The organism is Streptomyces sp. NPDC051214 (genome assembly GCF_040682375.1).
In the GTDB taxonomy this organism is placed as follows: Bacteria; Actinomycetota; Actinomycetes; order Streptomycetales; family Streptomycetaceae; genus Streptomyces.
In genome coordinates this window covers 60313-82538 of the sequence record NZ_JBFBAT010000017.1, presented here as the reverse complement: position 1 = coordinate 82538, position 22226 = coordinate 60313, and the positions used below count along the sequence as shown (strand labels likewise).

Genomic DNA, 22226 nt, shown 5'->3' with positions numbered 1-22226 from the left:
GTTGACGGGGTTCTCCCCGCGGTGCGGCCCGCTCAACCGGGTCCCGGTGAGCGGGGTGGGCTGACCGTCGTGCGCGGTGGACGGCGCTCGGACGAGGTGCGCACGATCAGCTCCGTCGGTATCACCTGCTCGACGGGCCGGCCCGAATCCAGGCCTTCGATGGCGTCGATGAGGAGCTGGACGACGGCCGTGCCGATGCGCCGGGGTTTGAGCGAGAGCGTGGTGATGGGCGGTTCGGTGGTGGCGTAGACCGTGGACTCGCTGCAGCACACGAGCAGCAGGTCGTCCGGGACCCGCAGTCCGTACCTGCGGGCGGCCGCGAGGAGATCGGTGCCGTTCGGGTCGAAGAGGCCGTACACGGCGTCGGGGCGGTCGGGCCGGGCGAGCAGCCGGTCGGCCGCGACCGCGCCGGCACACGGGTCGTGGGCCGGGTAGGACTCGTAGACCGGGTCCTGACCGACGCGCTCGCACCAGCGCAGATAGGCGGTGGTGGACAGATGGGTGTACGTGTCCGTGGTGGTCCCCGTGAGCAGCCCGATGCGGCGGGCTCCGGCCGCCGCGAGGTGGTCGAGAATCTCGAGGACCGCCGCTTCGTGGTCGTTGTCGACCCAGGCGGTGACCGGGAGGGACCCGGCAGGACGTCCGTCGGACACGACGGGTAGGCCCTGGCGCACCAGTTCACTGACGACGGGGTCGTGGTCGGACGGATCGACGACGACGGTGCCGTCGAGCGCGACGTTCGACCACACGTCGACCGGGCTGCGCCGGGAGGTGGCGGGAAGGATGACAAGGGCGTAGCCGCGGGCCAGCGCGGCCGAGGTCGCGGCTCTGGCCATCTCCGCGAAGTACGCGAATTCGGTGAAGGTGAAAGGTTCATCCCCGTAGGTCGTCACGGTCAGGCCGATGAGGCCCGACTTGCCGGTACGGAGCGTTCGGGCCGCCGCGGAAGGGCGATAGCCCAGCCGTTCGGCGACCTCGCGGACATGGCGTCGGGTGGCGTCCGGGAGCCGGCCCTTGCCGTTGAGCGCGTCGGAGACAGTCGTGATGGAGACACCGGCTGCTGCGGCGACGTCTCTGATGCCCGCTCGGCTCTGCCGGTTGCCCCGGCGGGCGGTCTCCGCTCGGCTCACCTGGTGGTTCCCTGCTGCTGTCATGGCGAGCCGATAGTAGGGCTCATGAGGGTGGGTAGTGCGGACGCATATTCACTCGTTGACAGGCACGTTTCTGCAAGGTCGAAACAGGTCAACTGCCTTGGATTGCAAGGGAGTTGGCGCCCCTTTGGGTGGACGGTCCCTTGTCCCCGCGTACGGGCCTGCCAAATGAGCGATGTCTCGAAGAGGTCTCAACTCACCTTCACGGGTGATGCGCGCCACGGAGTGAGCCACGGGCGCGCGCTGGGGCAGGGAGCGCTCCCCCCTCGTTGTGCGCCGCCGGAGCGGATACCGCTGACCCATTCGCAGCAGAGCTGAATCCTCATAAGGTGAGGAGTATTGAAGTCAGGGTGTTCAGGTGTTCAAGAGGAGGACTGCGGTGAGCGAGACGAGCCCGAGGCTGCGTGCCGAGCTGGAGGGTATCCCCACCTACAAGCCGGGGAAGCCCGCCGCGGCCGACGGTCCGGCGGCCTACAAGCTGTCCTCGAACGAGAACCCTTACCCGCCCCTGCCGGGCGTCATGGAGAGCGCGCTGGCCGCCGCGGGAGCGTTCAACCGCTACCCCGACATGGCGTGCACGAGCCTGATGAGCGAGCTCGCCGAGCGCTTCGGGGTGCCGGTGTCCCACGTGGCGACGGGCACCGGTTCCGTCGGCGTGGCGCAGCAGCTGATCCAGGCCACGTCCGGCCCGGGGGACGAGGTCATCTACGCCTGGCGGTCCTTCGAGGCGTACCCGATCATCACGCAGGTGAGCGGGGCCACGTCGGTCAAGGTGCCGTTGACGCCGGGGGACGTCCACGACCTGGACGCGATGGCCGAGGCCATCACCGACCGGACGCGGCTGATCTTCGTCTGCAACCCGAACAACCCGACCGGCACCGTGGTCCGCAGGGCCGAGCTGGAACGATTCCTCGACCGGGTGCCGAGCGATGTCCTCGTCGTCCTCGACGAGGCCTACCGCGAGTTCATCCGCGACCCCGAGGTGCCGGACGGCGTCGAGATCTACCGCGAGCGTCCCAATGTCGCCGTGCTGCGCACGTTCTCCAAGGCGTACGGCCTCGCGGGGCTGCGGGTCGGCTTCGCGATCGCCCATGAGCCGGTGGCGGCCGCCCTGCGCAAGACGGCGGTGCCCTTCGGGGTGAGCCAGCTCGCGCAGGACGCGGCGGTGGCCTCGCTGCGGGCCGAGGACGAGCTGATGGGCCGTGTCGGGTCGCTGGTCGCGGAGCGCACGCGGGTGGTCGAGACGCTGCGGGGGCAGGGCTGGACGGTGCCCGAGACGCAGGCGAACTTCGTCTGGCTGCGGCTCGGGGAGCGTACGAGCGACTTCGCGGCGGCGTGTGAGAAGGCCGGCGTGGTCGTGCGGCCGTTCGCGGGCGAGGGGATGCGGGCCACGATCGGGGAGACCGAGGCCAACGACATCTTCCTGCAGGCCGCGGAGGCGTTCCGCAAGGAGCTCTAGCCTCTGGACGTCGTGATCGAGGAGGCCCCGGGGCGTGTGCTCCCCGGGGCCTCCTCGCGTTCCCCCGAGCAGGGAACCTCGAGCAGGACCTTCGAGCAGGGATCCTCGAGTAAGGGGGACCCCCCTTTCCGTTCCGATTAGCAGTAGGTCATAATTGCTTGTGAATGTGAACGCGTTCACAAGCGTGTCCCGGTTCCTCCGAAGATCAGAGGGATTTAAGGGGCAAACCGCCGAGGTGAGCACGGCCGTAAGGAGAAGTCGACGTGGACCTGGCTCTGGCGCCGGAGACCCTGGCGCGATGGCAGTTCGGCATCACCACCGTCTACCACTTCCTGTTCGTCCCGCTGACGATCTCTCTGGCCGCCCTCACGGCGATCCTGGAGACGGCCTGGGTGCGCACGGGCAAGGAGCACTACCTCAGGGCGACGAAGTTCTGGGGAAAGCTGTTCCTGATCAACATCGCGATGGGCGTCGTCACCGGCATCGTCCAGGAGTTCCAGTTCGGCATGAACTGGTCCGACTACTCGCGCTTCGTCGGTGACGTCTTCGGGGCGCCGCTCGCCTTCGAGGCCCTGATCGCGTTCTTCTTCGAGTCGACCTTCATCGGCCTGTGGATCTTCGGCTGGGACAAGCTCCCGAAGAAGCTGCACTGCGCCACGATCTGGATCGTCTCCATCGGAACGATCCTGTCGGCGTACTTCATCATCGCCGCCAACGCCTTCATGCAGCACCCGGTCGGCTACAAGGTCGTGGAGCGGGACGGCACCAAGCGCGCGGAGCTCACCGACTTCGCGAAGGTGCTCTTCCAGGAGACGGCGCTGGTCAACTTCTTCCACGTCATCTCGGCGGCCATCCTCGTCGGCGGCGCCTTCATGACCGGCATCGCGATCTTCCACCTCCGTAAGAAGCAGCACATCCGCACCATGCGGATGTCGATGCGGCTCGGTCTGGTCACCGCGTTCGTCGGCACCCTGCTCACCGTGGTCAGCGCCGACACCCTCGGCAAGGTCATGTACGAGCAGCAGCCGATGAAGATGTCGGCCGCCGAGGCGCTGTGGGAGTCGGAGAAGCCGGCGCCCTTCTCGCTCTTCGCGTACGGCGATGTCTCCGAGGGCCACAACAAGGTCGCCATCGAGGTCCCCGGAGTGCTGTCCTTCCTCGCCAAGAACAACTTCAGCGCCGAGATCCCCGGCATCAACGACCTCAACCGGGAGGCGCAGGAGAAGTACGGTCCCGGCGACTACCGGCCCAACATCCCCACCGCCTACTGGTCCTACCGCTGGATGATCGGCTTCGGCGGGGTCTCGATGGCCCTGTGCACCGCCGGTCTGTGGCTCACGCGGAAGAAGTTCTGGCTCGCTCCGGAGCACCGTACGGGCGCGGACGACGTGCCGAAGCTGATGCTCACCAAGAACAGGGAGCTGGCGCCCAAGCTCGGCACCTGGTGGTGGCGGCTCTCCCAGTGGACGCTGATCTTCCCCCTCATCGGCACGGCCTGGGGCTGGATCTTCACCGAGACCGGGCGGCAGCCCTGGGTGGTCTACGGCGTCCTGAAGACCCAGGACGCGGTCTCGCCGGGGGTCTCGCAGGGTGAGGTGATCACTTCGCTCGTCGTCTTCACCGGGATCTACGCGATCCTCGCGGTGATCGAGGTGAAGCTGCTGCTCAAGTACATCAAGGCGGGTCCGCCCGAGCTCACCGAGGCCGACCTCAACCCGCCCACCAAGATCGGCGGCCCCGGCCCGGGATCGGGTTCCGATGACGATGCCGACGCCGACCGGCCCATGGCCTTCTCGTACTGAGGGAGTTGATCGACATGGAACTTCACGACGTCTGGTTCGTGCTGATCGCAGTCCTGTGGATCGGCTACTTCTTCCTGGAGGGCTTCGACTTCGGGATCGGCATCCTCACCAAGCTTCTCGCCCGTGACCGGACCGAGAAGCGGGTCCTCATCAACACCATCGGCCCCGTCTGGGACGGCAACGAGGTGTGGCTGCTCACGGCGGGCGGCGCGACCTTCGCCGCCTTCCCCGAGTGGTACGCGACGCTCTTCTCGGGCTTCTATCTGCCGCTCCTGCTCATCCTGCTCTGCCTGATCGTGCGGGGTGTCGCCTTCGAGTACCGGGCCAAGCGGCCCGAGGAGAAGTGGCAGCGCAACTGGGAGCAGGCCATCTTCTGGACCTCGCTGATCCCTGCGGTGATGTGGGGTGTGGCCTTCGCCAACATCACGCGCGGCGTGAAGATCGACGCCCACAAGGAGTACGTGGGCAACTTCTGGGACCTGCTGAACCCGTACGGCATCCTGGGCGGCCTGGTCACCCTGACGCTGTTCACCTTCCACGGCGCGGTCTTCGCCTCGCTCAAGACGGTGGGGGACATCCGGATGCGGGCGCGGAAGCTGGCGCTCGGGCTCGGCCTGGTGACCGCTGTCCTGGCGCTCGGATTCCTGCTCTGGACGCAGGCGGACAACGGCGACGGCAAGAGCCTGGTCGCGATGGTCGTGGCCGTGGTCGCGATGGTCGGCGCCATCGGGGCGATCAAGATGGGACGCGAGGGCTGGTCGTTCGCGCTGTCGGGCATCACGATCGCGGCCGCCGTCGCGATGCTCTTCCTGACGCTCTTCCCGAACGTCATGCCGTCGTCGCTGAACGAGGAGTGGAACCTCACGGTCACCAACGCCTCGTCGAGCCCCTACACCCTGAAGATCATGACCTGGTGCGCGGGCATCGCGACGCCGATCGTGCTGCTCTACCAGTCGTGGACCTACTGGGTGTTCCGCAAGCGGATCGGTACGCAGCACATCGCGGATGCCGCGCACTGAGTGCTTGTTCTCCGATCCCTGAGTTCAGCTTGGTCCCTGAGTTCTTCGGCAGTCTTCTTCCGGTCCCTCGGAGGGTGTGTTTCACGTGAAACCAATCGACCCGCGTCTGCTCCGGTACGCCCGCGCCACTCGGTTCTTCCTGGCCGCGGTGGTGGTCCTCGGCGTCGCCGGGGCGGGCCTGGTCGTCGCCCAGGCGATGCTGATCGCCGAGATCGTGGTCGGGGCCTTCCAGAAGGGGCTCGCCCTCGGTGACCTGCGGACGCCGGTCGTCCTGCTCGTGGCCGTCGCGGTGGGACGGGCGTTCGTCGCCTGGCTGACCGAGCTCGCCGCTCACCGGGCGAGCGCCGCGGTGAAGTCGGAACTGCGGGGGCGGCTCCTGGACCGGGCGGGGCAGTTGGGTCCCGGCTGGCTGAGCAGCCAGCGGACGGGGTCGCTGGTGGCGCTGGCCACGCGGGGCGTGGACGCGCTCGACGACTACTTCTCGCGCTATTTGCCGCAGTTGGGGCTCGCGGTGGTGATTCCGGTGGCGGTGCTCGCGCGGATCGTCACCGAGGACTGGGTGTCGGCGGCCATCATCGTCGTGACCCTGCCGCTGATCCCGGTCTTCATGATCCTGATCGGCATGGCCACGCAGAACCGGATGGACCGTCAGTGGCGGCTCCTCTCGCGTCTGTCGGGACACTTCCTGGACGTGGTGGCGGGCCTGCCGACCCTGAAGGTGTTCGGGCGCGCGAAGGCGCAGGCCGAGTCGATCCGGCAGATCACGGGTGAGTACCGGCAGGCGACGATGCGTACGCTGCGCATCGCCTTCCTGTCGTCCTTCGCGCTCGAACTCCTCGCGACCCTGTCGGTGGCGCTGGTCGCGGTGACCATCGGGATGCGGCTCGTCCACGGCGACATGGATCTGTACGTGGGTCTGGTCATCCTGATCCTGGCGCCCGAGGCCTATCTGCCCCTGCGCCAGGTCGGTGCGCAGTACCACGCGGCGGCGGAGGGGCTGTCCGCCGCCGAGGAGATCTTCGAGGTTCTGGAGGCTCCCGTACGGGTCGCGGGTGAAGCCGCCGCGCCGTCGGGGACGCTGAGCGTGGAGGGCGTGACGGTCCGGTATCCGGGGCGGTCCTCGGACGCGGTCTCCGGGGTGTCGTTCGCCGTGGAGCCCGGTGAGACCGTGGCTCTGGTCGGGCCCAGCGGGGTGGGCAAGTCGACGCTGCTCGACGTGATCCTCGGGTTCGTCGAGCCCGCCGAGGGGCGGGTGCGCGTCGGGGGCGTCGACCTCGCCGAGGTCGCGCCGGAGCGGTGGCGGGAGCGGATCGCCTGGGTGCCCCAGCGTCCGCACCTGTACGCCGGGTCCATCGCGGAGAACGTACGCCTCGCGCGGCCGGACGCGGACGATGCCTCCGTGCGGGACGCGTTGGAGTCGGCGGGGGCCTGGGAGTTCGTGTCCGCGCTGCCGCGTGGCGTGGAGACACCGCTCGGGGAGGACGGCGCGGGTCTGTCCGCCGGGCAGCGGCAGCGGCTCGCCTTGGCGCGGGCGTTCCTGGCCGACCGTCCCGTGGTCCTGCTGGATGAGCCGACGGCTGCCCTGGACGGGGAGACCGAGGCCGGGGTCGTCGAGGCGGTGCGGCGGCTGGCCGTGGGGCGGACCGTGCTGCTTGTCGTGCACCGGCCTGCGTTGCTGGCGGTGGCGGACCGGGTCGTACGGCTGGGCGCCGCCCGGCAGCGTGAGCTGGACGGGGCGTCGCTTTCGCGGGCAGCGGTGGACGCGGGGGCGGGCGACCGGGCCTTGGGGCACCCGGAGACGCAGGTCGCCCCGGTGGACGCGTACGAGAGCCCCCGGCCCAAGGGCGACGTCCTTGCCCGGGTGCGAGGGGCCGCGCAGGCACGCAAGGGCAAGCTCGCGCTCGCCCTGCTCCTCGGCGCCCTGGCGATCGGCAGCTCCGTGGGGCTGATGGCCACCTCCGGGTACCTGATCAGCCGGGCTTCGGAGCAGCCGCCGGTGATGTACCTGATGATCGCCGTGACGGCTACCCGCGCCTTCGGCCTGGGCCGTGCCGTCTTCCGTTACGCGGAGCGCCTCGTCTCGCACGACGCCGTCCTGCGCATGCTGGCCGACACCCGCGTGGCCGTCTACCGGCGCCTCGAGCGCCTGGCCCCGGCCGGGCTGCGGAAGGCGCGCCGCGGTGACCTGCTCTCCCGTCTGGTCGCCGACGTGGACGCCCTGCAGGACTACTGGCTGCGCTGGCTCCTGCCCGCGTCGGCCGCCGCGCTGGTCGGCGCCGGAGCGGTCGGCTTCACCGCCTGGCTGCTGCCCGAGGCCGGCGCGGTCCTCGCCGTCGGTCTGCTCCTCGCCGGGGTGGGCGTACCGCTGCTCTCCGGAGCCGTCGCCCGCCGGGCGGAGCGCAAGCTCGCCCCCGCGCGCGGGGCGCTGGCCACCCGCGTGGCCGATCTGCTCACCGGCACCGCCGAGTTGACGGTCGCGGGAGCCCTGGGCCGGCGTACGGCCAAGGCGAAGGAGGCCGACGCCGAGCTGACCCGGATCGCGTCACGGACCGCCACGGCCACCGCGCTCGGCGACGGCCTCGGCGCGCTCGCCACCGGACTCACCGTGACCGCCGCCGCTGCCGTCGGAGTGCAGGCGCTGTACGACGGGCGGCTCAGCGGCGTCGCGCTCGCCGTGGTCGTCCTCACCCCGCTCGCCGCCTTCGAGGCCGTCCTGGGTCTGCCGCTCGCCGTGCAGTACCGCCAGCGCGTCAGGAAGAGCGCCGAGCGCGTCTACGAGGTCCTCGACGCCCCCGAACCCGTACCCGAGCCCGCCGAGCCCGCACAGCGCCCGCAGACGCCCTTCCCGCTCCTCGTGGAGGGTCTGCACGCCCGGTACGAGGGCCAGGACCGGGACGCGCTCGCGGGCGTCGGCCTGACCCTGGAGCGCGGGCGCCGTATCGCGGTGGTCGGTCCTTCGGGTTCCGGCAAGACGACGCTCGCCCAGGTGCTGCTGCGCTTCCTCGGGGCGAGCGAGGGGACGTACAGCCTGGGCGGCACGGACGCGGCCACCCTTGACGGCGACACCGTGCGTGAACTGGTCGGGCTGTGCGCGCAGGACGCGCACATCTTCGACAGCTCCGTACGCGAGAACCTGCTCATCGCGCGGAAGGGCGCCTCCGACGACGAGCTGCGCGGCGCCCTCGCGCGGGCCCGGCTGCGGGAGTGGACCGACTCGCTCCCGGAGGGCCTCGACACCCTGGTCGGCGAGCACGGGGCGCGTCTCTCCGGAGGCCAGCGCCAGCGCATCGCCCTGGCCCGCGCGCTGCTCGCGGACTTCCCCGTGCTCGTCCTCGACGAGCCGGCCGAACACCTCGATCTGCCGACCGCCGACGCCCTCACCGACGATCTCCTCGCCGCCACCGAGGGCCGTACGACGCTGCTCATCACGCACCGGCTCGCCGGGCTCGACGCGGTGGACGAGGTGATCGTCCTGGACGCGGGTCAGGTGGTGCAGCGTGGTGCGTACGCGGACCTCGTCCTTGTGGACGGGCCGCTGCGGCGCATGCTGGAACGGGAGCGGGCGGCCGACCTGCTGATGACGGCCGCCGGATAGGGGCTCGGGGCAGGCCCCGAGCCCAGGCCCCGACTTTCCTCGCCAAATAGGACTAACTACTCTCAAAGGCATGTCAGCCCCCTCGGCCTCCGCCGACTCTCCGCAACCCGACGGCTCATCGGACGCCATAGAGGCCGCGAAGAAGGCGACCCGCAGCCTGCAGGGGCTCTCCCCCGAGCTCACCGCGCGCGTGCCGCAGCTTTTGGAGGCGATGCGCTCCGTCGGCGCCGGGCTCGAACTGCACACCACCCTCGTCCGCATCTGCGAGACGGCGGCCGAGCTCGCGGACGCCCACTACGCGGCGATCGGCGTCGTCTCCGAAGACGGCAAAGGGCTCTCCGACTTCGTCCCCGTCGGAATCGGCGAGGAGGCCGCCGAGCGGATCGGACGGCTGCCCGACGGGCACAAGGGGCTGCTCGGCGCCCTCATCCACCAGCCGGAGACCCTGCGTCTCGCAGATCTCTCCGCCGACCCGCGCTCGTGCGGCTTCCCGGCACACCACCCGCCCATGCGGACCTTCCTCGGCGTCCCCATCCGCGTACAGGGCGAGATCTTCGGCAACCTCTACCTGACCGAGAAGCGGGGCGGCGCCGACTTCAACGAGTACGACGTGCACATGGTCCGCGTCCTCGCGACGGAGGCGGGCATCGCCATCGGCAACGCACGCCTCTACGAAGCGGCCATGCAGCGCGAACGCTGGATCGACGGCTCCGTGGCGGTCACCACGGCCCTGCTCTCGGGCAGCGACGCGGAGGAGGCGCTCGCCGTCGTGGCCGAACAGGCCCGCCATCTCGCCGACTCGGCCGCCGGGATCGTGCTCCTGCCCGACGACGAGGGCGGCATGGAGATCGTCGCCGTCTCCTCGGACGAACCCTCCGGACTGCTCGGCGTGGTCGTCCCCCCGGAGAGCCGCATCATCACCGACCTGCTCGCAGGGGACTCCGTGTTCCTCGACGACGCGGCCACGGACCCGCGCGTCATGACCGACCTGGCCCGCGGCTACGGACCCGTCATGATGCTGCCTCTCCAGAGCGACGGCCGCGTCATGGGGACGCTCGTCACGCCACGCGCGCGTGGCGCCCGGCCGTTCAGCGAGACCGAGCGGACCCTCGCCACCCAGTTCGCCTCGCAGGCCGCGCTCGCGCTGATGATGGCCGAGGCACAGCGCGACCGCGAACGGCTCGCGGTGTACGAGGACCGCGACCGGATCGCACGGGACCTGCACGACCTCGTGATCCAGCGCCTGTTCGCCACCGGGATGATGCTGGAGAGCGCCCAGCGCAGGTCCGTCGTGCCCGAGGTGCAGACGGGTGTGGGCAAGGCCGTCGACGAGCTTGACGTGACGATCCAGGAGATCCGGACGGCGATCTTCGCCTTGCAGCAGGGCCCGGCCGAGGCTCCTTCGGGGCTGCGTACGCGGGTCCTGCGCGAGATCAACATGGCCGCGGTGCCGCTCGGCTTCAAGCCCACGCACCACTTCGTGGGCCCCGTCGACACCGTGGTCGGCGAGCTCACCGGGAAGAACCTCATCGCGGCCCTGCGCGAGGCGCTGTCCAACGCGTTCCGGCACGCGCGGGCCGATCGCATCGACGTCGTCGTCGACGCGACGGTGATCCTGCCCGACGGACAGCAGGGCGTACGCCTGACGGTCTCGGACGACGGGGTCGGCATCGCGGAGGGCGGCCGGCGCAGCGGCCTGAAGAACCTCAAGAGGCGCGCGGAGTCGCTCGGCGGGGACAGTTGGTACGGGCCCGGCATCGGCGAGGACGGCGGGGGCACGGCTGTGGTGTGGCAGGCGCCTTACTAGCCCTGCCAGGAGGGGTGGGGGCCCGTGGGGGTCCCTGGTCTGATGGAGCCCCAGGGACCGGCCCATTCGTGCGTCTCGGTCTCGCTACAGGTCCTGCTGTTCGCTCAGGATCTGTTCGATGACGACCGCCACGCCGTCCTCGTTGTTGGCGACCGTGCGGCCCGATGCGGCGGCGAGCACGTCCGGGTGCGCGTTGCCCATCGCGAACGACGTGCCCGCCCAGGAGAGCATCTCGATGTCGTTCGGCATGTCCCCGAAGGCGACGACCTCCGCGGGCGTGATGCCACGCTCGGCGCAGCACAGCTCCAGCGTGCTGGCCTTGGACACTCCCGGACCGCTGATCTCGAGCAGGGCGCTCGGGCTCGAACGGGTGATCTCGACCTGGCCGCGCACGGCCTCGCGGGCCACGGCCAGGAAGTCGTCGGGCGCGATCTCGGGGTGGAAGGCGAGCACCTTCAGGATGGGCTGGGTCGCGTTCTCGGAGTCCTCGGCGAGCAGCTTCTCCGCGGGGGCGACGCTCTCGCCGGGCTCCAGGTGCAGGGGCGGGTACGTCGGTTCGTGGTGCAGTCCGCCGGTCCGCTCGACCGCGAAGGACGTGCCGGGGGCCGCCGCGCGCAGCAGGCGGACGACGTCGAGCGCGTCCTCGCGCCGCAGCTCCCGCACCTTCACGAAGCGATGGCCGCCCGACCCGTCGTGCAGGTCGACCACGGCTGCGCCGTTGCCGCAGATGGCGAGGCCGTGGCCGTGCACGTGAGCGCTGACGACGTCCATCCAGCGTGCCGGGCGGCCGGTCACGAAGAAGACCTCGATCCCGGCCCGCTCGGCGGCGGCGAGTGCGGCGACGGTGCGGTCGGACACGGACTTGTCGTCACGAAGGAGGGTGCCGTCCAGGTCCGTGGCGATCAGCCGGGCCTTGGGCCGATGGGGGGCGGATGCGGCCGGGGTCTTGGGCCGTGGGGTAGCTGAGGTCACGCCATCGATTGTCCCGCACCTGCGTGCACGGGCGTGCGCTGGGGCGCACATCTGAGTGCCTTTATGCCCCTGCTGTGCTGCCTCCCAGCTGCACGAGCGCCTCCGTGGCGATCCGCTCGAAAGTCTTCTCGTCGGCCGCGAAATCCGTTCCCGGCAGCGGCCAGTGCAGCACGATCTCGTTGAAGCCCAGCTCAGCGTGGTTGCCGGCGAAGTCGACGAAGGCGTCGAAGGAGTCGAGGGGGCGGTCCGGGGTGAACCCGGTGAGGAGGATCTTGTCGAGCTCGGCGACGTCCCGGCCGATCGTGTCGCAGGCCGCGGCGAGCTTGTCGGCCTGTCCGCGGATGGCTTGAAGTGATTGCTCCGGGGTGCCGTTCTCGAAGAGTTTGGGGTCGCCGGTGGTCACCCACGCCTGCCCGTGGCGCGCGGCGAGCTTCAGGCCGCGCGGTCCGGTGGCGGCGACCGCGAAGGGCAGCCGGGGGCGCTGGACGCAGCCCGGGATGTTGCGGACCTCGGACGCGGAGTAGTACTCGCCCTCGTACGAGACGACGTCCTCGGTGAGAAGGCGGTCGAGCAGCGGCAGGAACTCGCCGAAGTGATCGGCTCGTTCGCGCGGGGTCCAGGGCTCCTCGCCCGCCTTGAGCAGCGCGGTGGCGTCGAAACCGTTGCCGCCCGCGCCGATGCCGAGGGTGATCCGGCCGTCGGACACGTCGTCCAGCGTGATCAGGTCCTTGGCGAGGGTCACCGGGTGTCGGAAGTTCGGCGACGTGACCAGGGTGCCCAGGCGCAGCCTGTCGGTGGCGGCCGCGGCGGCGGTCAGGGTCGGCACCGCGCCGAACCAGGGTCCGTCGCGGAAGGTCCGCCAGGAGAGGTGGTCATAGGTGTACGCGGTGTGGAACCCCAGCTCCTCCGCACGCTGCCAGCGCTCCTTGCCCCCCTCGTGCCAGCGGCGGACGGGCAGGATCACGGTGCTCAGACGCAAACTCATGTATCAGAGCGTATGCCCCCGGAAACCGCGTCCTCGCAGCTCGCCCCGGTCGGGCGAGTGTCTGGGCGGGTCAGTGTCCGGCCGGGAAGCGGAGATATTCGGGGGGCACGGCGGCGGTGAGCCAGACGCCGTTGGCGCTGACCTGGAAGACGTGCCCGTCGCGGTGCATCGCGCCCGTGTCGACGGAGAGAACGACGGGCCGTCCGCGGCGGGCTCCGACGCGGGTGGCGGTCTCGCGGTCGGGAGACAGGTGCACGGCGTGCCGGTTCATGGGCCGCAGACCCTCGGCGCGGATCGCGTCGATGTTGCGGGCCACCGTGCCGTGGAAGAGGTACGCGGGTGGGGTGGCCGGAGGCAGATCCAGGTCGACGTCGACGGAGTGGCCCTGGCTGGCGCGGATCCGGCCGCCCTCGACGGCGAAGCGCTGTTTGTCGTTCGTGGCCACCGCGTGATCGAGCTCGGCGCGGGTGAAGCGGAAACCGTGGGCCGCGGCCGCCGCGACAAGGGCGTCGATCTCCACCCAGCCGTTCTCGTCGAGCGTGAGGCCGATTCGCTCCGGCTGATGGCGCAGGTGCTTGGAAAGGTATTTCGACACCTTCACGGTGCGACGCTCGTCCGCCGCGTCGGCGGAGGGGGCTTCTCCATTCACCCGTTCAGCCTCGCTCCGAACCGTTTTCCCCGCTCTTGATTTTCGTCCACCGACTTTTCATCCGCCACTTTTCGTCCACAGGTTTGATCCACAACCAAGTCCAGTTATCCACAGGGGAATTGGCGATTCTGTGGACAACACGCTTGCTGTTTAGGCGCTTTGATCAACAATGCGCTCATTGCTCTGACTTGCCGCAAGCGCGTCCAATGTCCTGGCCTGCACCTCACGTTCAGCTGCCGCTGTGACGAAGGCCGCGGCGTTCTCCCGCCCAACCAACGCCTCCACGGCCTGCATTGTTGCCGCGGGCAAGGCCACCGGGAGCGGCTCATTCGTACGTTCGGTCGGGTGCCCCGCGGCGAGGTGGTGCTGCAGATGGCGTGTGGCGAACAGGCGCATGGCACGCGCCAGTTCGGCGTCGACCGATTGCTGGGCCAGCGGCCTCAGGCGCCGGACGAGAGCGGCTGCCTCCGCCGCGTCCGCCTCGCTCGGCGGATGCTGACCGAGATAGCGCGCGAATACGTGCTCGGTGGTGAACTCCAGGAAACGGGCGGCTATGTGCTCGACCTGCCCCCTCAACTCCCGCAAATGGCCCGAGATCGCGGACAGCGGAACCCCGGCCGCGTGCAACTCCACCGCCACCGCCAGCTCTTGAGGGCTTGGCACCAGGAATTCGTCGTCCCGTCCCGGTACGGGCTCAAGCACGCCGAGGGCGATCGCGTCGGCCACCGCGGCCTCGTCCGGCTCCCCGCCGAACGCGGCGTCCAGCTCCGCCCGGGTCATCCGGTCGGCCTTCTCGTCCGTCCACGGGCCGCCGACCTCGGCCACGAGGCCCAGGACGCCACCGAGCCCCCGTCCCGCGTCCCAGGCTTCGAGCAGCTCTTTGATGGAGGCCAGGGTGTAGCCCCTGTCGAGCAGGTCGGCGATCTGTCTCAACCGGGCCAGATGCGTGTCGCCGTACACGTTGGCCCGGCCGCGCCGCTCGGGCCGGGGGAGCAGGCCGCGGTCCTGGTAGGCGCGGATGGTGCGGACCGTGGCGCCGCTGTGGTGCGCCAGGTCCTCGATGCGGTACTCCGCCGGCCTGTGCGCGGTGCCGTGATCCACGAGTCCCTGCCCGGTGTCCGACTGCTCGTCCACGCTCCCCGCCTCCGTAAACCCTCGTGCTAGGCGATGGCCGCTCGGCCGACCGCAGCGGCCGCGGCCCGCGCCGCGGGTGACTCCGTCAGATAGTCGACGGCCTTGCGCAACGAGCCTTCCTGCGAGGGATGGTACGACCGCCGCAGGTAGCGGGGTATGGCCGCGCCGAGCTCCCGCCAACTGGGCAGCAGCCCCTTCCTGACAGCCCTGTTGTGCTCCGCCAGGGAGTAGCGAAGGAGCCCCGCGAGCTGGGGGTCCCGGCGCATCAGATAGGCGGTGCCCCAGACCCACAGGTACAGCATCACGGGCGCCGTGACCGTCATGCCCGCGATGCGACGGGCATAGCGGGGCAGGCCCGCGCCGGCGCAGTGCTGGTACATGTCGAAGGCGACCGAGCGGTGCTCGACCTCCTCCGCGCCGTGCCAGCGCAGCAGGTCGAGCATGACCGCGTCGGCGTCCGCACGGTCCAGACCCTCGGCGTGCAGCACCCAGTTCCCCAGGACCGCCGTGAACTGCTCGATCGCCGCGACCACCGCGAGGCGGAACCGCAGCCACTCCTGCGTCGGTATCGGAGCACCCAACGGCGGCGTCTCGCCGAGCAGTTTCTCGAAGAGGAAGTCGACGTACTTGGTGAACGCGGCGGTGTCGAGGCGCTGCGCCGCAAGGTGGTCGAGCACATGCGCGTGCTGCACGCTGTGCGTGGCCTCCTGACCCATGAAGCCCTTGACGTCCTTCAGCAGCACCGGATCGGTGACCAGGGGCAGGCCTTCCTTGAAGACCTTCACGAACCACCGCTCCCCCGCGGGGAGAAGCAGATGCAGCACGTTGATCACGTGGGTGGCGGTGGGCTCGTCCGGTATCCAGTGCAGCGGGGTCCGCTCCCAGTCGAACGAGACCCGGCGCGGAACGATCGTGTAGTGCTCCTCGGTGTTCGTGCCGGTGCTTTTCTCCGTGCTCACAGCGGCGGCTCCAATCGGGCTATCGCGCGCAGGGCCTTGGGCGTGAAGCGGGACATGAGGTGGGCGCCACGGGCCTCCGGGGTGACCGGGACCACGGCCTGGTTCTTGACGACCGCGCGCAGGATCGCGTCCGCGACCTTCTCCGGCGGGTAGTTCCGCAGGCCGTACAGGCGCGAGGTCTTCTTCTGGCGGCGCTTCTCCTCCTCGGCGTCGACGCCGGCGAAGTGCGTGGTCGCCGTGATGTTCGTGTTCACGAAGCCCGGGCATATCGCGGAGACCCCGATGCCCTGGCCCGCGAGCTCCGCGCGCAGGCACTCGCTGAGCATCAGGACGGCGGCCTTGGAGGTGCTGTAGGCGGGCAGGGCCTTGGACGGCTGATACGCCGCCGCGGACGCCGTGTTGACGATGTGGCCGCCCTGGCCGCGCTCGGCCATCTGCTTGCCGAAGAGCCGGCAGCCGTGGATCACGCCCCACAGATTGACGTCGAGGACCTTCTTCCAGTCCTCGGCGCTCGTGTCGAGGAACGAGCCGGAGAGCCCGATGCCCGCGTTGTTCACCAGGACGTCGACGATGCCGTACTCCCTGGCGACCTTCTCGGCGAGCTTCTCCATGGCCTGCTCGTCGGTGACGTCGACCGTCTCACCCCAGGCCTGGGGGGCGCCGATCAGGCGCGACATCTCCGCCGTGCGGGCGGCGCTCTCCGCGTCCCGGTCGACGGCCACGACGCGTGCGCCCGCCTCGGCGAACGCGAACGCGGTGGCACGCCCGATGCCGCTGCCCGCCCCGGTGACCAGGACCAGCTGGCCGCCGAAACGATCGGCGTGCTTGCCCGTGGCCACGCTGTCGTTCGCGGGCACGCCGTCCTCGTTCGACGTCACGAAGTCGGTGATCCACGCGGCCAGTTGGTCGGGGCGCGTGCGGGGCACCCAGTGCTTGGCCGGGATGCTGCGGCGCACCAGCTCCGGGGCCCACAGCTCCAGCTCGTCGTAGAGCCGCTCCGACAGGAAGATGTCGCCGGAGGGCGTGATGAGCTGGACGGGGGCGTGCGCGTACGCATCGGCGCGGGGCCTGCGCATCCGGGCGCGGACGTTGTCGCGGTAGAGCCACGCTCCGTGCGCGGCGTCCGACGGCAGCGACGACGTCGGGTAGTCGCCCGCGGGCACCTTCTCCATGCGCTGGAGGATCTTCGGCCACTGCTTGCCGAGCGGTCCGCGCCACGCGAGCTCGGGGAGCACCGGGGTGTGCAGCATGTACACGTACCAGGACTTGGCGCCCTGGCCGAGGAGCTGGCCGACCTTGCGGGGCGTGGGCCGGGTCATCCGCTTCTTGATCCAGTGCCCGAAGTGGTCGAGTGAGGGCCCCGACATCGAGGTGAAGGACGCGATGCGCCCCTCGGTGCGCTTGACCGTGACGAACTCCCAGGCCTGCACCGAACCCCAGTCGTGACCGACCAGATGCACCGGTTTGTCCGGGCTCACCGCGTCGGCGACGGCCATGAAGTCGTCGGTCAGCTTCTCCAGCGTGAAGCCGCCGCGCAACGGCTGCGGAGCCGTCGACCTGCCGTGGCCACGCACGTCGTACAGCACGACATGGAAGCGGTCGGCGAGGCGCTCGGCCACCTCCGACCAGACCTCCTTGGAGTCCGGGTAGCCGTGCACGAGCAGCACCGTGGGCTGAGTCGCGTCGCCGAGCTCGGCGACGCACAGTTCCACCCCGCCCGTGTGCACCCAGCGCTCGCGGGCGCCCTTGATCCCCTTGGTGATTCCTCCCGTGGTCATGCGGCGGCCCTCTCTTCAGCCCAGCGCCGCACATGCGGCAGATCGTCGTCCAGCCAGAACGCGCTCTGCTCGGGATCCCTGGAGTCGGTGACGACCAGGATCTCCTCGAACTTCGCGCCCGTACCCCTGAATCCGAGGTGCGGTTCGACCGCCCAGAGCCCCTTCTGGGGCGGGTGGTCGGAGAATTTGTACGGCGACCAGAGCGGCGACCAGCCGTCGCGGTGGCCGTGGATCGCATCGCTCGCGAGGCCCTTCAGGGACTGCGTGCCGAAGCCGAAGACGTTCGGCGACAGCCGGCGCTCCTTGACCCGGTCGACCTTGTGCGCGATGACGCCGAAGGGATACGCGCGATGACGGTTGGCATAGCCCTGGCGCACCATGAGCCGGTCCACGTCCTCATAGATCTCGCGCAGTGGGCGGCGCTCACGCACCTCGCGCAGGAGCAGCTCGCGGTGTGCCTCCAGGTCGGCGAGCAGCTTGTCGTGCACGGGGTTGAGACCGAGGCAGCCCGAGTAGCCGATGTCCGCCGTGTAGCCCTTGTAGACCGGAGCCATGTCGAGGATTAAGGGCATCCCCGGCTCGAGCCGGCGGTTGGTGGGGAAGAACTGCAGCGGTATGCGGAAGTTCACGAACGCCGTGCGGTCCCCGAACCAGGCGAAGGGCAGGTGGAACCAGTCCCGCACACCCCGCTCACGCAGCCAGTCACGCTGCATCCGAGCCGCCTCGCGCTCGGTCACCCCTGGCCGGAGCTGCGCCGCGACCGCCTCCGCGCATTCATACGCGAGGGTCTGAACTTCCCTGAACCCCCGCAGCTCCGCGGAGAGTTCACCTGCCACTGCTGAGGTCATGCCACCGTCCGTCCGTGTCCGGTCCATCGCAGTACGCGTCCGTAACTTGACACTGATGAATGTGACAATGCTCGGCGGCTACGTCAATAGCTGTGCACGAGCCGGCCCCGACTCCAGGGCCGGCTGCGGGTTGTCCCCGAGGGGTCGACCTCAGGAGGACCCTTACGGGCCCGTAATACCGGAGAGTGAGGCGAGGACAAGACCCTGGTCTGACGCCTGATGTGGCCTGCGCCACTACCTTCGAATCGTGACTGTGATCGCGACCGAAAGCCTGAGCAAGCGGTTCCCGAGGGTGACCGCGCTTGACCGGCTCTCCATGGATATCGGGCCCGGTGTGACCGGACTCGTCGGAGCCAACGGAGCCGGCAAGTCCACTCTGATCAAGATCCTCCTGGGTCTGTCCCCCGCCACGGAGGGCACCGCCGCCGTGCTCGGCCTCGACGTCGCCACCAGTGGCGGCCAGATCCGTGAGCGTGTCGGCTATATGCCCGAGCACGACTGCCTGCCGCCGGACGTCTCGGCCACCGAGTTCGTCGTCCACATGGCGCGCATGTCCGGGCTGCCTCCCACGGCGGCCCGCGAGCGCACCGCGGACACGCTGCGGCACGTCGGGCTGTACGAGGAGCGCTACCGCCCCATCGGGGGTTATTCGACGGGCATGAAACAGCGCGTGAAGCTCGCGCAGGCCCTCGTCCACGACCCCGACCTGGTCTTCCTCGACGAACCGACCAACGGCCTCGACCCCGTGGGCCGCGACGAGATGCTCGACCTCATCCGCCGCGTCCACACGGACTTCGGCATCTCCGTCCTGGTCACCTCGCACCTGCTCGGCGAGCTGGAACGCACCTGCGACCACGTCGTCGTCATCGACGGCGGCAAGCTCCTGCGGTCCAGCTCCACCACCGACTTCACCCAGACCACCACGACGCTGGCGGTCGAGGTGACGGACACCGACGAACACCCCGACGGCACCAAGGTGTTCCGCGACGCGCTGCAGGGCCGGGGCGTGGCCACCCACGAGGGAAGCGGCCTGCCCGGCGCCGGGCACACCGTGCTGCTCGAAGCGACCGGCGACGAGACGTACGACCTGGTCCGCGACCTCGTGGCGGACCTGGGCCTCGGTCTGGTCCGGATGGAACAGCGCAGGCACCACATCGCCGAGGTCTTCCAGTCCGAACAAAACGAGCAACCCGAGCAACCCGAGCAGACGGATGCGCGGAAGGAGGCGGTCCGCCATGGCGGTTGAGCAGCCCCCGGCACACGCCGGTGAACAGACCCAGATCCACAACATCGGCTATCGCAACTACGACGGCCCGCGCCTGGGCCGCGCCTACGCCCGCCGCTCGCTCTTCTCACAGAGCCTGCGCGGGGCGTACGGACTCGGCCGCTCGGCCAAGTCCAAGGTTCTCCCCATGATCCTCTTCGCGGTGATGTGCGTCCCCGCCGCGATCATGGTGGCGGTCGCCGTGACCACCAAGGCGAACGAACTCCCCGTCGAGTACACCCGATACGCGATCCTGCTGCAGGCCGTCATCAGTCTCTACCTCGCCGCCCAGGCCCCCCAGACGGTCTCCCGCGACCTGCGCTTCAAGACCGTCCCCCTCTACTTCTCCCGCCCCATCGAGCACAGCGACTACGTACGCGCCAAGTTCGCGGCGATGGCCTCGGCCCTCTTCATCCTCACGGCTGCACCGCTGCTCGTCCTCTACGTGGGGGCGCTGCTGGCCAAGCTCGACTTCGCCGACCAGACCAAGGGCTTCGGCCAGGGCCTCGTCTCCGTGGCACTCCTCTCGCTCCTCTTCTCCGGCATCGCCCTCGTCGTCTCGGCCGTCACACCCCGCCGCGGCTTCGGGATCGCCGCCGTCATCGCCGTACTGACCATCAGCTACGGAGCGGTGTCCACGGTCCAGGCCATCGCCCACGAACAGGGCAGCACCGACGCCCTCGCCTGGCTCGGCCTCTTCTCGCCGATCACCCTGATCGACGGCGTACAGTCCGCCTTCCTCGGCGCGACCTCCGCCTTCCCCGGAGGGGAAGGCCCCTCGTCCGGCACGGGCGCGGTCTACGTGATCGTCGTCCTCGCCCTCATCGCGGGCTGCTACGGCGCACTGCTGCGCCGCTACCGAAAGGTCGGGCTGTGAGCACGATCAACATCGACCACACCAGCCGCTGGTTCGGCAACGTGGTGGCGGTCAACGACATCACGATGAACGTCGGCCCGGGGGTCACCGGCCTCCTCGGTCCGAACGGCGCGGGGAAGTCCACCCTCATCAACATGATGGGAGGATTCCTCGCCCCCTCCACCGGCAGCGTCACCCTCGACGCCAAGCCGATCTGGCGCAACGAACAGATCTACAAGGACATCGGCATCGTCCCCGAGCGCGAGGGGATGTACGACTTCCTCACCGGGCGCGAATTCGTCGTCGCCAACGCCGAGTTGCACGGTCTGGACAAGCGGGCCGCGCACAAGGCCCTCGCCACGGTCGAGATGGAGTACGCGCAGGACCGCAAGATCTCGACGTACAGCAAGGGCATGCGCCAGCGCGTGAAGATGGCGTCCGCCCTCGTCCACGAACCCTCCGTGCTCCTGCTCGACGAACCGTTCAACGGCATGGACCCCCGCCAGCGCATGCAGCTGATGGACCTGCTGCGGCGCATGGGGGACGAGGGCCGCACGGTCCTGTTCTCCTCGCACATCCTCGAGGAGGTCGAGCAACTGGCCTCGCACATCGAGGTGATCGTGGCCGGCCGGCACGCGGCGAGCGGCGACTTCCGCAAGATCCGGCGCCTGATGACCGACCGCCCCCACCGCTACCTCGTGCGTTCGAGCGACGACCGCGCCCTGGCCGCCGCCCTGATCGCGGACCCGTCGACGGCGGGAATCGAAGTCGACCTCAAGGAAGGCGCCCTGCGCATCCAGGCCATCGACTTCGGGCGTTTCACCGCCCTGTTGCCACGCATCGCCCGCGATCACGACATCCGGCTTCTCACGGTCTCGCCCTCGGACGAGTCCCTCGAGTCGGTCTTCTCCTATCTCGTCGCGGCCTGAAGGGAGCCATCGTGTACGACCCCACTGTCGCCCGGCTCACCTACCGGGCCCTGCTCGGCCGCCGCCGGGCACTGATCCTCCTGGCCCTGCCCGTCCTGCTGATCGTCATCGCCGCAGCCGTCCGCGGATTCAACGGCGCCGACGACCAGGTCGCCTCCGACCTCCTCGGCGGCTTCGCGCTCGCCACGATGGTGCCGATCATCGGCGTCATCGCGGGCACCGGAGCCATCGGCCCGGAGATCGACGACGGCTCCGTCGTCTATCTCCTCTCCAAGCCGGTCAAGCGGCCCACGATCATCACCACCAAGCTCACCATCGCCATCGCCGTCACCATGGCGTTCTCCGCGGTCCCGACGTTCATCGCGGGCATGATCCTGAACGGCAACGGCCAGCAGATCGCCGTGGCGTACACGATCGCCGCCCTGGTCGCCTCCATCGCGTACGCGGCGATCTTCCTGCTCCTGGGCACCATCACCCGGCACGCGGTCGTCTTCGGGCTCGTCTACGCCCTCGTGTGGGAGACCCTCTTCGGGTCGCTGGTCCCTGGCGCACGCACGCTCAGCGTCCAGCAGTGGTCGCTCGCCGTCGCCCAGAAGACGGCGGGCGGCGACCTGGTCACCTCGGACGTCGGACTGCCGGCCGCCACGGCGCTCCTTGTCGGCGTCACGGTCCTCGCCACCTGGTACGCCGGACAGAAGCTGCGGTCGCTGACGCTGGCCGGGGAGGAGTGATAAATCCGGTGGCGGGACGCATCGGGGCGCGGGCACAGTAGTTGTGTCACCGCGCCACGACCCTGGCGCCCACACACCGGGAGAGGAGCCGACGTGTCCTTCATCAGTCCGTCGAGTTCCCGGCAGGGCAGCCCGCGGCAGGCTTCGGAGTAGTCACTCGCTCCGTAGAGCCCCGCCCACGGGGGAGCTGTCCGGGGCGGCCGCTTCGAGCGCGCACGTCGCTGCGCGGGCCGCCCACCCGACCACGCAATGAGCCGGGCACCGCCATGCGGTGCCCGGCTCACTGCG

General features: G+C 69.8%; 17 protein-coding genes. 9 read left to right on the top strand and 8 right to left on the bottom strand.

The annotated features are described in order from the left end of the window. Positions 1–32: 32 nt before the first annotated feature. A complete protein-coding gene (locus AB0M70_RS35475) occupies positions 33–1154 on the bottom strand; it encodes a LacI family DNA-binding transcriptional regulator (RefSeq protein WP_190082941.1) in 1122 nt (373 codons plus the stop codon). A 376-nt stretch (positions 1155–1530) separates the two neighbouring features. On the opposite strand from AB0M70_RS35475, the gene hisC reads away from it, so the two are divergent. From hisC to AB0M70_RS35450, 5 genes are all read left to right on the top strand, one after another. After that, the gene (hisC, locus tag AB0M70_RS35470; protein WP_365826782.1) at positions 1531–2610 is read left to right on the top strand and encodes a histidinol-phosphate transaminase; all 1080 of its coding nucleotides are present in this window, start codon (positions 1531–1533) and stop codon (positions 2608–2610) included. A gap of 263 nt (positions 2611–2873) precedes the next feature. Beyond that, positions 2874–4412, top strand: a complete 1539-nt coding sequence (locus AB0M70_RS35465) for a cytochrome ubiquinol oxidase subunit I (RefSeq protein WP_365826780.1) — start codon at positions 2874–2876, stop codon at positions 4410–4412. 14 nt (positions 4413–4426) lie between these two features. After that, positions 4427–5431 carry a cytochrome d ubiquinol oxidase subunit II gene (gene cydB / locus AB0M70_RS35460; RefSeq protein ID WP_365826778.1) on the top strand — a complete coding sequence of 335 codons (1005 nt, stop codon included), beginning with the start codon at positions 4427–4429 and terminating at the stop codon, positions 5429–5431. Positions 5432–5516: 85 nt separating this feature from the next. Continuing rightward, positions 5517–9026, top strand: a complete 3510-nt coding sequence (cydD, locus tag AB0M70_RS35455) for a thiol reductant ABC exporter subunit CydD (protein ID WP_365826776.1) — start codon at positions 5517–5519, stop codon at positions 9024–9026. A 70-nt stretch (positions 9027–9096) separates the two neighbouring features. Continuing rightward, complete coding sequence (locus tag AB0M70_RS35450) at positions 9097–10833, top strand: GAF domain-containing protein (protein ID WP_365826774.1); 1737 nt, start codon at positions 9097–9099, stop codon at positions 10831–10833. Between the two features lie 84 nt (positions 10834–10917). Here AB0M70_RS35450 and AB0M70_RS35445 read toward each other — a convergent pair whose 3' ends face one another. The 7 genes from AB0M70_RS35445 to AB0M70_RS35415 form a co-directional block, all read right to left on the bottom strand. Beyond that, complete coding sequence (locus AB0M70_RS35445; RefSeq protein ID WP_365826772.1) at positions 10918–11805, bottom strand: Cof-type HAD-IIB family hydrolase; 888 nt, start codon at positions 11803–11805, stop codon at positions 10918–10920. A 61-nt stretch (positions 11806–11866) separates the two neighbouring features. Then, positions 11867–12790 carry an LLM class flavin-dependent oxidoreductase gene (locus AB0M70_RS35440; RefSeq protein ID WP_365826770.1) on the bottom strand — a complete coding sequence of 308 codons (924 nt, stop codon included), beginning with the start codon at positions 12788–12790 and terminating at the stop codon, positions 11867–11869. A 70-nt stretch (positions 12791–12860) separates the two neighbouring features. Next, positions 12861–13439 carry an RNA 2'-phosphotransferase gene (locus AB0M70_RS35435; RefSeq protein ID WP_365826768.1) on the bottom strand — a complete coding sequence of 193 codons (579 nt, stop codon included), beginning with the start codon at positions 13437–13439 and terminating at the stop codon, positions 12861–12863. Between the two features lie 150 nt (positions 13440–13589). Further along, positions 13590–14540, bottom strand: coding sequence for a MerR family transcriptional regulator (locus AB0M70_RS35430; RefSeq protein WP_365826974.1), 951 nt, complete (start codon positions 14538–14540; stop codon positions 13590–13592). Between the two features lie 59 nt (positions 14541–14599). Beyond that, positions 14600–15532: a metal-dependent hydrolase gene (locus AB0M70_RS35425; protein WP_365826766.1), complete on the bottom strand. Its 933-nt coding sequence runs from the start codon at positions 15530–15532 to the stop codon at positions 14600–14602. Continuing rightward, positions 15529–17310 carry an SDR family oxidoreductase gene (locus AB0M70_RS35420; protein WP_365826764.1) on the bottom strand — a complete coding sequence of 594 codons (1782 nt, stop codon included), beginning with the start codon at positions 17308–17310 and terminating at the stop codon, positions 15529–15531. The genes AB0M70_RS35425 and AB0M70_RS35420 overlap by 4 nt, the downstream gene beginning before the upstream one ends. After that, complete coding sequence (locus tag AB0M70_RS35415; protein ID WP_365826762.1) at positions 17307–18158, bottom strand: M24 family metallopeptidase; 852 nt, start codon at positions 18156–18158, stop codon at positions 17307–17309. The genes AB0M70_RS35420 and AB0M70_RS35415 overlap by 4 nt, the downstream gene beginning before the upstream one ends. Positions 18159–18411: 253 nt before the next feature. On the opposite strand from AB0M70_RS35415, the gene AB0M70_RS35410 reads away from it, so the two are divergent. The 4 genes from AB0M70_RS35410 to AB0M70_RS35395 are packed head-to-tail and all read left to right on the top strand — an operon-like array spanning position 18412 to position 21938. Further along, on the top strand, positions 18412–19404 hold the full coding sequence (locus AB0M70_RS35410; protein WP_365826972.1) for an ABC transporter ATP-binding protein: 993 nt from the start codon (positions 18412–18414) through the stop codon (positions 19402–19404). Next, positions 19394–20299 carry an ABC transporter permease gene (locus AB0M70_RS35405; protein ID WP_365826760.1) on the top strand — a complete coding sequence of 302 codons (906 nt, stop codon included), beginning with the start codon at positions 19394–19396 and terminating at the stop codon, positions 20297–20299. The genes AB0M70_RS35410 and AB0M70_RS35405 overlap by 11 nt, the downstream gene beginning before the upstream one ends. After that, positions 20296–21207, top strand: a complete 912-nt coding sequence (locus AB0M70_RS35400; protein WP_363210273.1) for an ABC transporter ATP-binding protein — start codon at positions 20296–20298, stop codon at positions 21205–21207. The genes AB0M70_RS35405 and AB0M70_RS35400 overlap by 4 nt, the downstream gene beginning before the upstream one ends. An 11-nt stretch (positions 21208–21218) precedes the next feature. After that, positions 21219–21938, top strand: coding sequence for an ABC transporter permease (locus AB0M70_RS35395; RefSeq protein ID WP_365826757.1), 720 nt, complete (start codon positions 21219–21221; stop codon positions 21936–21938). Positions 21939–22226 lie beyond the last annotated feature (288 nt).